The sequence below is a fragment of the Ferruginibacter yonginensis genome (assembly GCF_042651465.1).
GTDB classification, from domain to species: Bacteria; Bacteroidota; Bacteroidia; order Chitinophagales; family Chitinophagaceae; genus Ferruginibacter; species Ferruginibacter yonginensis.
Genome location: NZ_JBHSCZ010000001.1, coordinates 682497 through 697549, shown reverse-complemented (window position 1 = coordinate 697549; position 15053 = coordinate 682497). Strand labels below are relative to the sequence as shown.

16 protein-coding genes are annotated in these 15053 nt (G+C 34.5%); 12 read left to right on the top strand and 4 right to left on the bottom strand.

All coding sequences use genetic code 11. The features are described 5' to 3' along the window. The first annotated feature begins 40 nt into the window (after window positions 1-40). The 5 genes from ACFOWM_RS03015 (at window position 41) to ACFOWM_RS02995 (ending at window position 4160) form a co-directional block, all read left to right on the top strand. Complete coding sequence (locus ACFOWM_RS03015) at window positions 41-580, top strand: SRPBCC family protein (protein ID WP_379706896.1); 540 nt, start codon at window positions 41-43, stop codon at window positions 578-580. 5 nt (window positions 581-585) lie between these two features. Beyond that, window positions 586-948: a nuclear transport factor 2 family protein gene (locus tag ACFOWM_RS03010; protein WP_379706895.1), complete on the top strand. Its 363-nt coding sequence runs from the start codon at window positions 586-588 to the stop codon at window positions 946-948. Window positions 949-1021: 73 nt separating this feature from the next. Continuing rightward, window positions 1022-1867 (top strand): type 1 glutamine amidotransferase, encoded by an 846-nt coding sequence (locus tag ACFOWM_RS03005; protein WP_379706893.1) that lies wholly within the window; start codon window positions 1022-1024, stop codon window positions 1865-1867. A 27-nt stretch (window positions 1868-1894) separates the two neighbouring features. Then, window positions 1895-3085, top strand: coding sequence for a hypothetical protein (locus tag ACFOWM_RS03000; protein WP_379706891.1), 1191 nt, complete (start codon window positions 1895-1897; stop codon window positions 3083-3085). An 82-nt stretch (window positions 3086-3167) separates the two neighbouring features. Next, window positions 3168-4160: a hypothetical protein gene (locus ACFOWM_RS02995; RefSeq protein ID WP_379706889.1), complete on the top strand. Its 993-nt coding sequence runs from the start codon at window positions 3168-3170 to the stop codon at window positions 4158-4160. 72 nt (window positions 4161-4232) lie between these two features. On the opposite strand, the gene ACFOWM_RS02990 is transcribed toward ACFOWM_RS02995, so the two are convergent. The 3 genes from ACFOWM_RS02990 to ACFOWM_RS02980 form a co-directional block, all read right to left on the bottom strand. Further along, on the bottom strand, window positions 4233-5048 hold the full coding sequence (locus tag ACFOWM_RS02990) for a hypothetical protein (RefSeq protein ID WP_379706886.1): 816 nt from the start codon (window positions 5046-5048) through the stop codon (window positions 4233-4235). A 35-nt stretch (window positions 5049-5083) separates the two neighbouring features. Next, a complete protein-coding gene (locus ACFOWM_RS02985) occupies window positions 5084-5626 on the bottom strand; it encodes a heavy-metal-associated domain-containing protein (RefSeq protein WP_379706883.1) in 543 nt (180 codons plus the stop codon). A gap of 121 nt (window positions 5627-5747) precedes the next feature. Beyond that, complete coding sequence (locus ACFOWM_RS02980) at window positions 5748-6143, bottom strand: HYC_CC_PP family protein (RefSeq protein ID WP_379706882.1); 396 nt, start codon at window positions 6141-6143, stop codon at window positions 5748-5750. Between the two features lie 135 nt (window positions 6144-6278). On the opposite strand from ACFOWM_RS02980, the gene rimO reads away from it, so the two are divergent. The 7 genes from rimO to ACFOWM_RS02945 all read left to right on the top strand — a co-directional run bounded on the left by rimO (window position 6279) and on the right by ACFOWM_RS02945 (window position 14823). After that, complete coding sequence (gene rimO / locus ACFOWM_RS02975) at window positions 6279-7586, top strand: 30S ribosomal protein S12 methylthiotransferase RimO (protein WP_379706879.1); 1308 nt, start codon at window positions 6279-6281, stop codon at window positions 7584-7586. A gap of 36 nt (window positions 7587-7622) precedes the next feature. Next, window positions 7623-9230: a bacillithiol biosynthesis cysteine-adding enzyme BshC gene (bshC, locus tag ACFOWM_RS02970; RefSeq protein ID WP_379706877.1), complete on the top strand. Its 1608-nt coding sequence runs from the start codon at window positions 7623-7625 to the stop codon at window positions 9228-9230. Next, window positions 9223-9636, top strand: coding sequence for a Holliday junction resolvase RuvX (ruvX, locus tag ACFOWM_RS02965; protein ID WP_379706874.1), 414 nt, complete (start codon window positions 9223-9225; stop codon window positions 9634-9636). The genes bshC and ruvX overlap by 8 nt, the downstream gene beginning before the upstream one ends. 26 nt (window positions 9637-9662) lie before the next feature. Next, window positions 9663-10241, top strand: coding sequence for a peptide deformylase (gene def, locus ACFOWM_RS02960; RefSeq protein ID WP_379706872.1), 579 nt, complete (start codon window positions 9663-9665; stop codon window positions 10239-10241). A gap of 229 nt (window positions 10242-10470) precedes the next feature. Beyond that, entirely contained in the window at window positions 10471-11022 is a 552-nt protein-coding gene (locus ACFOWM_RS02955; RefSeq protein WP_379706869.1) for a hypothetical protein, read from the top strand. Window positions 11023-11082: 60 nt separating this feature from the next. Further along, window positions 11083-13857: a hypothetical protein gene (locus ACFOWM_RS02950; protein WP_379706866.1), complete on the top strand. Its 2775-nt coding sequence runs from the start codon at window positions 11083-11085 to the stop codon at window positions 13855-13857. 33 nt (window positions 13858-13890) lie between these two features. Further along, window positions 13891-14823 (top strand): hypothetical protein, encoded by a 933-nt coding sequence (locus ACFOWM_RS02945; RefSeq protein WP_379706864.1) that lies wholly within the window; start codon window positions 13891-13893, stop codon window positions 14821-14823. On the opposite strand, the gene ACFOWM_RS02940 is transcribed toward ACFOWM_RS02945, so the two are convergent. Next, entirely contained in the window at window positions 14804-15052 is a 249-nt protein-coding gene (locus ACFOWM_RS02940; protein ID WP_379706862.1) for a DUF3820 family protein, read from the bottom strand. The two genes, ACFOWM_RS02945 and ACFOWM_RS02940, sit on opposite strands and share 20 nt — an antisense overlap. Window position 15053 lies beyond the last annotated feature (1 nt).

The window sequence follows — 15053 nt, the reverse complement described above, 5'->3', positions numbered from 1 at the left end:
TCCACCATTTTTTTTAACTTCAAGCTTAAATTAAAAAATAATGAAATTCATAAAATTCATTCTATTAGGTCTTTTATCTTTTGTTGCTGTTATTTTAGTGGCTGGTTTGTTTGTCAATAAAAACATCAGCATTACTAAAACAGTTGAAATTAGTAGGCCAAAAGACAGTGTTTTTAATTATGTACAATATTTAAAAAATCAAGATAACTACAGCAAATGGGCTTCTATGGATACTGCCATGGAAAGAAAATTTAGTGGTACAGATGCTACTCCTGGCTTTTTATCTGAATGGAAAAGTAAAAAAGCTGAAGTTGGGGAAGGTGCTCAAGAAATAAAAGCTATTAAACAAGGCGAACGTATTGATTATGAAATTAGGTTTAAGGAGCCACAACCATCAGTAGCATCATCATACATGAGTACTACGGCAATGGGTACCAATAAAACGTTGGTAACATGGAGTATTACTTTTAATATGCAATACCCATTTAATGTTTTGAATATTTTTGGCAACATTGAAAATACCATTGGCGATGATTTAAATACCGGTTTAACCAACTTAAAAAAGTTATTAGAAAAATAATTAAAATGAGTAAAGCTGCTTACAACGAATCAATTGCACTACAATGGTTGGAAGCCTTTAATGCACATGACTTAGATAAGTTATTGCTGTTATACAGTGATGATGCGTTGCATTACAGCCCAAAATTGAAAATAAGCCAGCCTTCAACCTATGGTTACATTAAAGGGAAAGCAGCTTTAAAAGTTTGGTGGAGCAAATCATTTGAACGTTTACCCAATTTGCACTATAAACTAACATCATTAACTGCTAACAGTGAAAGGGTATTTATGGAATATACCCGACAAGTACCCAACGAAGCCGATTTATTGGTGGCTGAAGTTTTAGAAATTGATGGTACTATTAAAGCCTCAAGGGTGTATCATGGATAAGTTGTTAATTATTGACTTTGAAAATCAATGTACTACTACAAATACTTTTATAACATATTCATACATTTGAAAAATGAATAGTTATGATAACGATACATTACGTGTAGCCATTTTGGATATGTACGAAGGTGCTGAAAACCAAGGTATGCGTTGTATAAGGGAAATTGTAAACCAGTTTGCAGATATGCAAGGGTTGGCATTGGTTAAAGATGAGTTTGATGTACGTAGAAAAATTGCCTTACCTGATTTATCTTACGATATTTATATTAGCTCCGGTGGCCCTGGCTCCCCGTTAGAAAGCAAAGGCAGCGCATGGGAAAATGCTTTTTTTGATTGGATTTATCAAGTGCAACACTACAACGAAACACCTAGTAATACTTTAAAAAAGCCTGTATTTTTTATTTGTCACTCATTTCAATTAGCATGTAGGTATTTTAATGTAGCACATGTTAGTAAAAGAAAAAGTACAGCATTTGGGGTTTTTCCGGTGCATTATTTTGCTGATGCTGCAAATGATATAATATTTAATGGTTTATCTGATCCGTTTTATGCGGTAGATAGTAGAGATTATCAAGTAACACAACCACAACATAATTTACTTAAAAAATTAGGCGGTAAAATTTTAGCTATTGAAAAAGCTAGGCCGCATGTGCCGTTAGAAAGAGCCATTATGTCTATCAGGTTCAACGATTACATGGTGGGTACACAGTTTCACCCAGAGGCAGATGCGGTAGGTATGAGCATGCATTTGCAAACACCCGATCGTAAAAAAATTGTGGTTGAAAACCACGGTGAAGCAAAATGGCAAAGTATGATTGACCAATTAAGCGACCCCGATAAAATTGCTCATACGTACGCTCATATTTTACCTAACTTTTTAATGGATGCTATTAAGAACATGGAAACGGCAACTATTTAATTTCATTATTACATTGAACATCAGCTTATGCAAAAAGATTTAAGAGCTGCTTTTAACCAGCAATTTACCGAGGCAAAATACGATGCTTATATGAAGCAAATAGATGGTATTAGTCCGGGTAATTTAGATTTTAGAAATGCTGAAACGCCCATCTTTATCCCCAAAGCATTTACTCAAAAAATGCTCCATGCATGTGAAGATATTATTGATGTTATTGTAGCACCCAATTTTAAAGCCCTTACTGAAAGAAGTATACCTGATGATGTACGGGTACCCGGCGATGAAAAACACCCTCAAGTAATGGTGTTTGATTTTGGTATTTGTGAAAATGAAAAAGGAGAATATGAGCCACAGTTGATAGAAATGCAAGGCTTTCCCACATTGTATGGTTTCCAATTATTGCAAAATGAATTTACAACAGCGTACGCCCAAGTACCTGCAAATTATTCATCATACCTAAATGGCTATACAAAAGAAACCTATACTGCACTCTTAAAAGAGATTATTGTAGGCGACCATGCTCCTGAAGAGGTGATATTATTAGAAATTTTTCCGGAGCAACAAAAAACAAGAATAGATTTTTACGCCACTCAACAATTGTTGGGAATACAACCCGTTTGCTTAACCAATTTAAAAGCTGATGGCGATTTGTTGTACTATGTAAAAAGCGATGGTGAAAAACAATACATCAAACGAATTTACAATCGTTTAATTTTCGATGATTTGCAACAGCAACAAAACCTAACCAACATCATCGATCTAAAAAAAGCATATAATGTAGAGTGGGTGCCACATCCCAATTGGTTTTATCGTATCAGCAAATTTACCTTGCCGTTTATTGATAACCCCTATGTGCCTGAAACCTTTTTTTTAAATGAAATTACGCAACCTGTCAATCTTAATGAGTTTGTATTAAAACCGCTATTTTCATTTGCAGGCATGGGGGTAGTTATTGATGTAACCCAAGCTGATATTGATAAAATTACTGATCCTCAAAATTGGATTTTGCAACGTAAAGTAAATTATGCTCCCATCATACTTACGCCAGATGAACCTGCAAAAGCTGAAATACGCTTGTTTTATTTTTGGAAAGATGAATGGGCTCGACCAAAAGCGGCACACAACCTAGCAAGACTCAGCAAAGGTAAAATGATTGGTACCCGTTATAATAAAGATAAAACTTGGGTTGGCGGTACCATTGCATATTTTGAACAATAATAAATAATCATCAAATTCAATTGTTTATTGAATTGGTACAATATTTTCTAACCATCTTTACATAAATTAAAAATTAGTTTGTATGACCAAAGGGTTAGGCAGGTTTGAGTATTACCTCATACAGTTAGATGATTTGTTATTAAAAGCAAGCAGAAGCGAAAACGCAGCTTTGTATTTGTACGAAAACGATGCACGTACCAAATTTTTTATGTTACAAGGTTTAGCAAGATTGTACGCTAGTTTTCATAATAAGAAACGATTTACACTTCATAAAGATTTATACAAACAAATTGAAGATGCACTAGGTGCTATTGATTATTTCGATAGCTATGCAAAAGAATTGTTAGATGATGCCTCAATGCCAGTGAGTTTGCGTATTTATATGGAAGAAAAAAAGGCGGAACATGTAGCTATTTTAAATGCTATTTTAATAAAACGTAAATGGATCAATCATGATCCGATGCGTACAAAAAAAATCAGGAAAAAATTAAAAACAGCTAAGTGGCTCAAACCTCAAAATGAGTTAGTGTTGTTGCATCAGTTTTATAAAGATGCAATTTCTGAAATCAATAGTTTTTACAAAGAAACCGGTGAAACCTTTACTGATATTGAATTACAAGTACATTCATTACGCAGAAAGTTACGTTGGTTAAGTATTTACCCACAAGCCATGCAAGGTGCTATACAGTTAGTAAAAACAAAAAGTACAGATGCTTCCGTAAAAAAATATTTAACTCAAAAAATTGTAAAATCGCCCTACAATAAATTACCATTACCCGGTAATAACCCACAAGTATTGCAATTAGATCAACAATACTTTTTTGCTTTAAGTTTTATGATAGCTGCTTTAGGCGATTTAAAAGATGAGGGTTTGAAAGTAGTGGCTATTGCTGATGCAATTCACCATACACAAGCGGTTGATCAAAACATTGCATTAAAAAGAGCTTACAAACTTTGTAAAATGCCCAATAACAACCTTCAAAATATAATGAACAATGCAAAAACGCTCTGCTCAGCATACTTTGAAGGTCAGTATCTTGAAAAACTCGTTATTGGAGTTGCAACAATTGCCTAATTAATGGTTGCAGCAACTTTTTTTTCTTATAAAAATTCTTTTCAAAATATTGATAAAGTATTGCATATCTATTTAAAAAGCATTGAAAAAATTATATTCAAAACGTACTAAAAACCCTTTGTTATAGTTACGTTTTAAATGATCAATTAGAGGGAACCGGTAACCAACATCTAAACGGGCTTTGCTGTAAAATATAAATTGAATAGATGGTGCAACATCAATAAACGTTTTTCCAGAAAAAGTATTGGTTTGTCCGAGCCACTCTACCATACCATTTACATTTACTTGGTTGTAATTTTCATAGGTTTTTGGTAAAAATAATTTGCCTAATGATAGGTTGTAATTAATAGCTTTATTGGCATTTTTAATAGCACCTAACTTATTATTATTACCATTATCAAACGCATTTACAAATGAGCCACCAGCGGAAATAGCTATTTTGTTTATTAATTGTGTAGCAACCAAACCCAATTCTGCACCTGAGTTTCGCCCTGTTAAATCAATGGCATTTTGATTGATAATAATGTTTGATGTTGCCACTTTTCCGTAAAAAGCCATTCTAAAATGACGGTGTACATCATCATTACTCAAAAAACGGTATTTAGCATAAAAGGAAGCTCCGTCAAAATTAAATTGGTTCATTTTGTTGCCAAAAAAAGCTTCTCCATGTACCATTATTTTTTTTGATAAACCCACCATTATTTCTGGTGCTACATTGTAAGCTGTTTTTTGTGATGCAACCCTAGGTTGCATCACAAAATTATTGGCTCTAATGCCTATGGCCTTTACCGGCATATTACTAGCAGGCTCCGTATAAGTAAATAACTCTTGCGCTTGAATGTTATTTGCAAATGCAGTACACAAAAGCATTGTAAAAAAACGATTCATATATCAATAATGTTTTAAAAATTAATATTGATACATTAAATGGTTACATGGTACACCCTTGTGCCTGCTGCAATACCATCTTTTGAACAACAGCTTGCTGCAACCCCCGTTTTATAACAATCCATTTTTGTAAAAACTGTATTTGCTTTGTACGTTTTTGCTGGCACAAAACCTTTATCGAGTATTTGAATGGTAGTAGTACCGTTTATGGTTTTAGACGGTACATTTAAAAAATGTAGTACCATGCCATTGGCTTTTATATGTTCATCACTACCAATGTTGGCGTTTTTAAATTGTAAGGTTGCTTTTAAATTTGATATTGAAAAACCGGCACCTTCAACTTTCTTTTTTACATCATCAAAACTAACATTACTGCCCGGCTTAATATTGATATTAAAACTTGAATTTTTTATATCGGCCGTTACATTTTCTGCAAAAGGTAATGTTTTCAATGCCTTACTAATGGCATTACTGCACATGCTACAAGTTAACCCACTGGCTTGTAAATTTATTGTTGAAATTTGTGCTTGCGTATAACTGGCAAAGCCAATGGCTATCGCCAAAAATAATGATTTCATGATTTTATAATTTATTAATTGAAAATGTTGAAACAATTATTAAGCATCATCTTTATAAAATAACAATGCAAATAATTGTTTAGTTGGTATTGGATACCACTAAAAAATCAATTAATAAATTTTAAATTCTGAAAACTTGGTTCCGAATAAATAAGGGGAGTGTTTGTATGTTTGGTGGAGCATGAATAGCATGCGACACTAATGCAGTAGTATTAAATGCTTTTTGTACCGAAATAAAATATTGAGGTAAAAAAATGGCATCAAACTCTAAAACATGGTCAACATATACATGCGATGCTGCAGCATGGTCAACCGTTAATTTATGAAAGCTCACTTCATCTCTGCAACAACCGCCTTTCTTTTCGGTCATGCCACATTTACCACACTTTTCATTTTCAGTTTTGTAAAAATCAACCCCTACTTTACTACCCATGCAAAAATGCACATCCATAGCAAAGCCACAGGTGAGCATCATATAAATGCTGGTTATAATTGTAAGTATTAATTTTTTCACCATGTAAAATTACATTTTTTATGAAAGGAAATGGCTTTTTTTAAAAGCTACATTGTTAATTTTTATGAGTACGTACAATATGAAAACTAAGTTGCTTATAGTTAAAGGGCAAAAACGTAACTTTGCGCCTGCAAAATTATGAAGACAAAAACGTTAAAAAGAGATAAGGTTAACATCATTACGCTAGGCTGTAGTAAAAATATGGTTGATAGTGAGGTGCTGAGTGGGCAGTTATTGGCCAATGAAATTGAAACAGTTCATGAAAATGAAAAGTTAGATCATAACATCGTTATCATTAATACATGTGGTTTTATTGATAAAGCTAAAGAAGAAAGTATTAACACCATTTTAGATAATGTGGCCCTCAAAAAGAAAGGTAAGCTTGATAAAGTTTATGTAACGGGCTGCTTAAGCGAACGTTATAAAAATAATTTAGAAGAAGAAATACCAGAGGTAGATGCTTTTTTTGGAACAATGGAATTGCCACAAATTTTAAAACAATTTGAGGCTGATTATAAAGGTGAATTAATTGGCGAAAGGTTACTTGCAACACCTTCGCATTATGCATATGTGAAAATAAGTGAGGGTTGTAACAGAACTTGTTCATTTTGTGCAATACCACTCATGCGTGGGCAACATGTGAGTAGAACCATTGAAAGCATTGTTGATGAAGCCAAGCAATTGGTAAAACGTGGCGTTAAAGAAATTATGCTCATTGCTCAAGAGCTTACTTACTATGGGTTGGATATTTATAAAAAACGTTCGTTGCCCGATTTGTTACATCAATTAGCTGCAGTAGAAGGTTTGCAATGGATACGTTTACATTATGCTTACCCATCAAAGTTTCCGATGGAAATTTTAGATGCAATGAATGCCCATGATAATATTTGTAAGTATTTAGATATGCCGTTACAACATGCTAGCAACAATATGTTGAAAGCCATGAAGCGCCAAATTACCAGAGAAGAAATGGAAGATTTGGTTACAGCCATTAGAGCAAAAGTGCCCGGCATTTGTTTGCGAACTACACTCATTGCTGGCTTCCCTGGCGAAACAAGAGATGATGTGGAAGAACTTAAAACCTTTTTACAAAAAATGCGTTTCGATAGGGTGGGCATTTTTACTTACAGTCATGAAGAAGATACCACTGCTCATGATTTGGAAGACAATATAAGTGCAGAAGAAAAAGAAGAAAGGGCACATGAAATAATGGAAGTGCAACAAGAAATTTCATTAGAAAAAAATGCCGAAAAAGTAGGTCGAGTTTTTAAAGTTTTGGTTGATAAAAAAGAAAGTGGTCGTTACCTTGGTAGAACAGAGTTTGATAGTGTGGAGGTAGATAATGAGGTGATCATTAACACAAATAAAAAGCTACAACCAGGTGATTTTGTAATGGTGAAAATTACCAAAGCTTATGATTATGATTTAGAAGGAGAATTAGTATAGCTTGTAAAACGCACCACAAACATCAAATAAAGGCAAATGAATTTTACTGCTGAAAATATACCATATCAACAAACGGGGGCTTTTTCAACCTTGGTAATAGATTACCTAAATGAAAATCCTTTGTTGAAAGATTTGTATCGTTTTCAACCTACACTTGATGGTGTAAAAGAAGCCGTAGCTGCACGACAATTTGCCCCCGTTAATAGAAAAATACTGCACAGTGTTTTAACAGAACAATATACAACAATTGAAACGAACGAAACAGTACAAGCCAATATTGATGCACTTTTGAGCAACGATACGTTTACAGTTTGTACAGCACACCAACCAAATATTTTTACTGGGCATTTATACTTTATCTACAAAATTATTCATGCTATCAAATTAAGCAATCACCTTAATGAAAGCATACCCAATAAAAAATTTGTACCGGTGTATTACATGGGTACTGAAGATGCTGATTTGGAAGAATTAGGTGAAGTATACATTAACCAAACTACCTACCATTGGCAAACCAACCAAAAAGGAGCTGTAGGAAATATGTTGGTTGATAAAGCTTTAATCAATTTAATAAATGAAATTTCTGGACAAATTGCCATTGAACCATTTGGCCAAAGCATCATTGATGTATTGCGAAATTGTTACACATTAGGCAATACGATAGCGTTGTCAACTTTTAAATTAGTACATCAATTATTTGCAAATTTTGGATTGGTAGTTTTATTACCAGAACATACATCGCTAAAAAAAATATTTACCCCCATTGTTGAAAAAGAACTAACTGCACAGTTTTCACAAAACGCTGTTGCAACTACTGTAGCTAACTTTCCTCAAGGGTATAAATTACAAACAGTGGGTAGGCCCATTAATTTATTTTATTTAAAAGATGATATACGGGAACGTATAGAAGCTGATGGTGATTATTTTTCAGTTGTAAACACAAATCTTCATTTCACAAAAGATGAAATATTGGCAGAGTTGCAACAACATCCTGAAAGGTTTAGTCCGAATGTAATTTTAAGACCGGTTTATCAAGAAACGATTTTACCCAATGTTGCTTTTATAGGCGGCGGTGGTGAAATGGCTTATTGGCTTGAGTTAAAAAAAGTATTTGAAGCAGTTGATGTATTTTTTCCGCCATTAATTTTACGAAATTCATATACAATACTTAATAAAACGTGTATGGATTTGATGCAAAAATTATCATTACAAACACTTGATATTTTTAAAACGCCTGAAACCTTATTAAATAATTTAGTAAAAAAACAATCAACCCTGCAACTGCATTTACAAAATGAAATTGCAGCTTTACAGCAATTCTATGCTACTATAAATAATGCAGCAACTTTAATAGATGCTAGCTTAAATACACATGTAAATGCTTTAGCAACCAAAGCTTCGCAAAAATTATTAGCATTGGAAAAGAAGATGTTGAAAGCCGAAAAGAAAAAATTTGAGGCACAGCAACGTCAAATTTTAAAATTAAAAAGTTTCGTTAATCCTACAAATAATTTACAAGAAAGGGTTGATAATGTTGTGGCTTATTATAGTAAATATGGTAACGAATTTATAAGTGCGGTTTATAATCATGCAGCAGCATTTGAAAATGGTTTTACTATTTTAAAAGAAAGTGACCATGGGTAGAATACTAGCAATTGATTATGGAAAAAAACGTACAGGAATTGCTGTAACGGATCCATTGCAAATTATTGCAACAGGTTTAACAACGATTCCATCGCATGAATTAATTGCTTTTTTAAAAAATTATTTCGTTAGTGAACAAGTAGAGCTTATCATTATTGGGTTACCTGTTAATTGGGACGAAAGCGATACACATGGCACACAACCAGCAAGAGATGCTATTAAGCGATTGCAAAAAGCTTTTCCTGCAATGCCTATTAAAACGGTTGATGAACGATATACTTCAAAAATGGCTAAAGATGCTATGCTTGAAATGGGACTCAAAAAAATGCAACGCAGAGATAAAAAATTAGTAGATGAAATTGCAGCTACAATAATGTTACAAGAGTATATGCAAAGCAATTTCTAACAATAAAAATATTAAATTTTGATTTTATGATTTTACCAATTGTGGCGTATGGTTCACCAATACTCAGACAAGTAGCAGTTGATATTACACCTGAATATGAAGGGTTAGAAAAGTTGTTGGCTGATATGTGGGAAACCATGTATAACAGTAATGGTGTTGGTTTGGCAGCACCTCAAATTAATAAAAGTATTCGCATTTTTACAGTGGATAGTGAGCAAATATTTGCTAATGATGAAGATGGCGATACGGATGGCTATACTGATGCACCGGGTTATAAAGGCACTTTTATAAATGCACATATTGTTGCTTTAGATGGAACCCCTTGGGCCTACAATGAAGGTTGCCTGAGCATCCCTAGAATTAGGGAGGATGTAGTACGACCAGAATCTGTAACACTCTCTTTTGTAGATGAAAATTTTACTGAACATACCAAAACTTTCACAGGTATTACAGCTAGGGTTATTTTACATGAGTACGATCATTTAGAAGGTAAATTATTTATCGACCATATTAAGCCACTTAAAAAAACATTGATTAAGCGTAAGTTAGATGATATTAGTAAGGGAAAAATTAGGGTTGATTATAGAATGGTTTTTCCAAAATAGCTTAAGTATTTAGAATATATTTTAGAGCGCCTGCATTTTTGCAGGCGCTTTTTTTATCCCTCGAATGAGGTAGTCTGTGCATTTTAATGATACTTACTTTCGTAAAAGATTTTCGTACACTGTAAAGAGCCGTTTGTAGATTTTATTATAAACCTCATCGATTTCTTTAAAAGTGTATGCTAAAGACAAATATATTCAATTACCAATTTTAATCATCAAAACTAACATCATGCAAAACAAAACAATTTTGTTGCTACTAATGGTGCTTTGTTTTTCAATAAGGGGGCAAAGCCAAGCGGTAATTCCCTTTATTTTAAACAGTACCGGCGGTGTGTATCAAAGTGGCAGCTCCTATACCCAACTCGAATGGAGTTTTGGAGAATTAGCTATTATTGATACCTACACTACACCCAATCTTATTACAACTAATGGATTGCTACAACCTTGTACAGATAAGGTTTTTCGTGATCCTGAAATTTTTGTATTCGGTTTAAATGAGTATAAAATTTTTCCAAACGTAACGCAAGGGCCATTTGAACTTGATTTCTTTTTAAACATTTCAGGTCAAATGAACTTACAATTAACCGATGCATTAGGAAGGGTAATTAATACTCGACGATTTCAATACGGCTGTTGTACTCGAATTGAACGATACGATTTAACTGGCTTGCCCAATGGTGCTTATTTCATAAACGTAGTTTTTGTGCCTGATGGGCATAATGCAGATGATATCATTGTGAAAAGAGCTAGTACGTTTAAAATTATTAAATCAAGTAAATAATAAATACGCATCAACATTATTTGAAAGTGTATTTAAATGATTACTATAACAATTAACATCATGAAAAAAATTATATCAAGTGCTATATTAGCCATCGCATTAATGAATATTGGCTATGCACAAGCACCTAACATTTTTAATTACCAAGGGGTGGCACGTAACCCAGTTGGTAACGCTTTAGCTAATAAAAATATTACCATTCGTTTATCAGTAAGAGATAACAATGCCAATGGTGCTGTAGTTTACAGCGAAACCAGAAGTATTACTACCAATGCGTTTGGCTTATTTAATGTGCAAATTGGTAGCGGTGGTGCCACCAATGTTAATGGTACTATTGCTGCTGTAAATTGGGCAAGTGGTACAAAGTTTTTACAAGTAGAAATGGATGCTAATGGTGGTTCATCATTTGTAGCATTAGGTACTACACAATTAGCAAGTGTACCTTTTGCATTAAACGCAACAGGTGCTGCACCTATTGGTGCTGCTGGTGGCGATTTAACTGGCGTTTATCCTAACCCAACACTTATTACAAGTGGTGTAACTGCAGGTTCTTATGGCAACAGTGCTAACTATCCTACCTTCACGGTTGATGCAAAGGGTAGGGTAATTGTTGCTGGTACACTTCCATTACCAACAACATTACCACCATCAGGTGCAGCAGGTGGTTCATTAACTGGTACTTATCCTAACCCAACAATTGCTAATGGTGCAGTTAATGCAACTATGATAGCACCTGGTGTTATACCAACAACATTACCACCATCAGGTGCAGCAGGTGGTTCATTAACTGGTACTTATCCTAACCCAACAATTGCTAATGGTGCAGTTAATGCAACTATGATAGCACCTGGTGTTATACCAACAACATTACCACCATCAGGTGCAGCAGGAGGCGATTTATCAGCTACATACCCTAACCCAACTGTAGCACGTTTGCAAACAAGGCCAGTGAGTGCTACAGCACCCAATGCTAATGATGTACTACAATGGAATGGAACAACATGGGCACCAACGCCTTTGCCAGCAAGTATTGGCGGTAGTGGTACTTTAAATACGGTTGCAAAATTTACGCCTAATGGCAATACTATTGGTAACTCACAATTATTTGATGATGGTACAAACGTTGGAGTGGGTAATAATATACCTGCTTATAAATTTGATGTATTACATGCTGGTAGTACAGGTATAAGAAGTCGTTCATCAAGTTCATTTTCAGTAGTTGATATTGATGCAAATAGTGGCGATGCAGCCTTACGTTTTGCAAAAGCAGGCACCAATTTATGGAACATGCGTAACCGACCAGCCGATGATTATTTAGAATGGTTTGAGCTAGGCGGTGGTGGTAGCCGTATGGTTATTCAACGTGCCACTGGTAATGTGGGTATTGGCGAAACAGCTAATCCAGTTTATAAATTAGATGTGTTACATGGTGGTAGTACAGGTATTAGAAGTCGTTCATCAAGTTCATTTTCTGTAGTTGATATTGATGCTGCTTCAGGTGATGCTGCATTGCGTTTTGCAAAAGCAGGTACTAATTTATGGAACATGCGTAACCGACCAGCAGATGATTATTTTGAATGGTTTGAGTTAGGCGGTGGCGGCAGCCGTATGGTTATACAACGTGCCACTGGTAATGTGGGTATTGGCGAAACAGCCAACCCAACTTATAAATTAGATGTATTGCATGGCGGTAGCACGGGTATTAGAAGCCGTTCAAGTGGTAGTTTTTCAGTGGTTGATATTGATGCTGCTTCAGGTGATGCCGCATTGCGTTTTGCAAAAGCAGGTACCAATTTATGGAACATGCGTAACAGACCAGCAGATGATTATTTTGAATGGTTTGAGTTAGGCGGTGGCGGCAGCCGTATGGTTATTCAACGTGCCACTGGTAATGTGGGTATTGGCGAAACGACTAATCCAACATACAAGTTAGATATTCTACACGGAGGTGCAACAGGTATTAGAAGTCGCTCATCAAATACATTTTCTATAATAGATATTGACGCAAATAATGGCGATGCTGCACTGCGTTTTGCAAAAGCTGGCGTAAATCAATGGAATACCAGAAATAATCCGGGTACGGATGATTATCAAATTTTTGAATTAGGCGGAGGCGGTGAACGCCTTCGTATTGAAAATACAACAGGTAAAGTGGTGGTAAATGGCGACTTTACAGCTATTGGTGTAAAAGCTTTTACGATGGATTATCCTTTAGATCCTACCAACAAAATTTTACGTCATGCAGCTATTGAAAGCAACGAAGTATTGAATGTATACAGTGGTAATATTCAAACAGATAATAACGGAAAGGCCTTGGTACAGTTACCCGAGTATTTTGAAAAAATTAATAAAGATTTTAGATATCAATTAACGGTAATAGGTGGCACTTTTGCACAAGCCATTATTAGTAAAGAAATTGCTAATAATACATTTGAAATTGCTACCAACCAACCAAATGTAAAAGTAAGTTGGGAAGTAAAAGGCGTTCGTAATGATGCTCGTTTGCAGCAATTCCCATTTGTAGCAGTTGAAGAAAAAAAGGCAGCGGATAAGGGTAAATATATTGATCCTGCATCATACAATCAGCCTGAAAGTAAAAGAGTAGGTTCACAAAGTGGTGCATCCTCTTTAGATGAGGTAAAGGCAACGCCTATGAGCAATCCTAAAAATGTAGCGAATGCAAATGAACCATCATCTATCAGTAACTTAAAAGCTGCAACACCGCCAACCAAAGCAACAGTTGTAGGAACGCAAAGTATTGATGTATTACCTGCTGCTAAAAAAGTGGTACTTCAAAACGAAAGCAATAAAATAGCGCAATCAACCGACTTATAAATTTAGCAGTTAATTTTTTAAGTAAATTGAGGCATGAAATTTTTCATGCCTCTTTTTTTGATTTGTAGTTTAGTTGAACAAGCTGTTGCTCAAACACCGAAAGATACTACTGTTGCGGTGGGAAGTAAACTTATTACATTATCAACCGTGGTTATTGATAATAAACTCAATGTGCCTTCTTTTATTGAAAAAATAAAATCAGATACTTCATTTTACAAAGCATTTAAAAATTTACGCATCCTCAATTTCGATGCAATTAATGATATAAGGATGCTTGATAAAAAAGGTAACCTTAATGCCTCTTTGTTCAGCAAAACCCAGCAGTTAGCAAGCAAGGGTTGTAGAACCATGAAAGTGCTAGAAGAAAATGTAACGGGTGATTTTTATAACGATGATAAAACATACAATTATTACACCGCTCAAATGTATGCTTCCATTTTTTTTACCAAAGGTGAAATGTGTGGCGAAACCAATATTGTTGCAGGAAATGAATTTTCAACTGAAGGTAAATCCGGTATGGAAAAACATAAAGAACAATTGAAAATGTTATTTTTTAACCCCGGTAGGCGCATTAATGGATTACCCTTCATGAGCAATAAAACAGCTATTTACGATGATGATATAGCTGATGCTTATGATATGGATATTGATTTTGAACAAAAAAATGGTATTAATTGCTATGTGTTTAAACAGAAAGTTAAACCTGGTAAAGAAGGTAATGTAGTGGTTGATGAAATGAATACATGGTTTAATGAAACAACGTTTGATGTGGTTGCCAGAACGTATACCCTTAGTTACGATGCTGGTGTGTACGATTTTAAAGTAAATATGGAAGTTCAAATGACACAAGTAGGTATATTAACGGTACCTGCAGTTATTCGCTACAATGGCAATTGGAAAGCCATTTTCAAAAAAAGAGAAAGAGGTGTTTTTACTGCGACTTTATCTAACTTTTTGTTGCGTTAACTTGGTGTTGTACTTGTTGTAACAAACCTTCTAACCCATTCATTTTTATTTCGAGCAAGCATTGTAGGGTTTGTCCTAATTTATTTTTAGGAAATCCTTTTCGTGCAAACCACTCTAAATAACTAACAGGTAGGTTTTTCAATAATGTTCCTTTGTATTTACCAAAAGGCATTTGTAAGGTTACAATTGTTACCAATATACTACCATCAGGCATAGGTACATCTTCCATA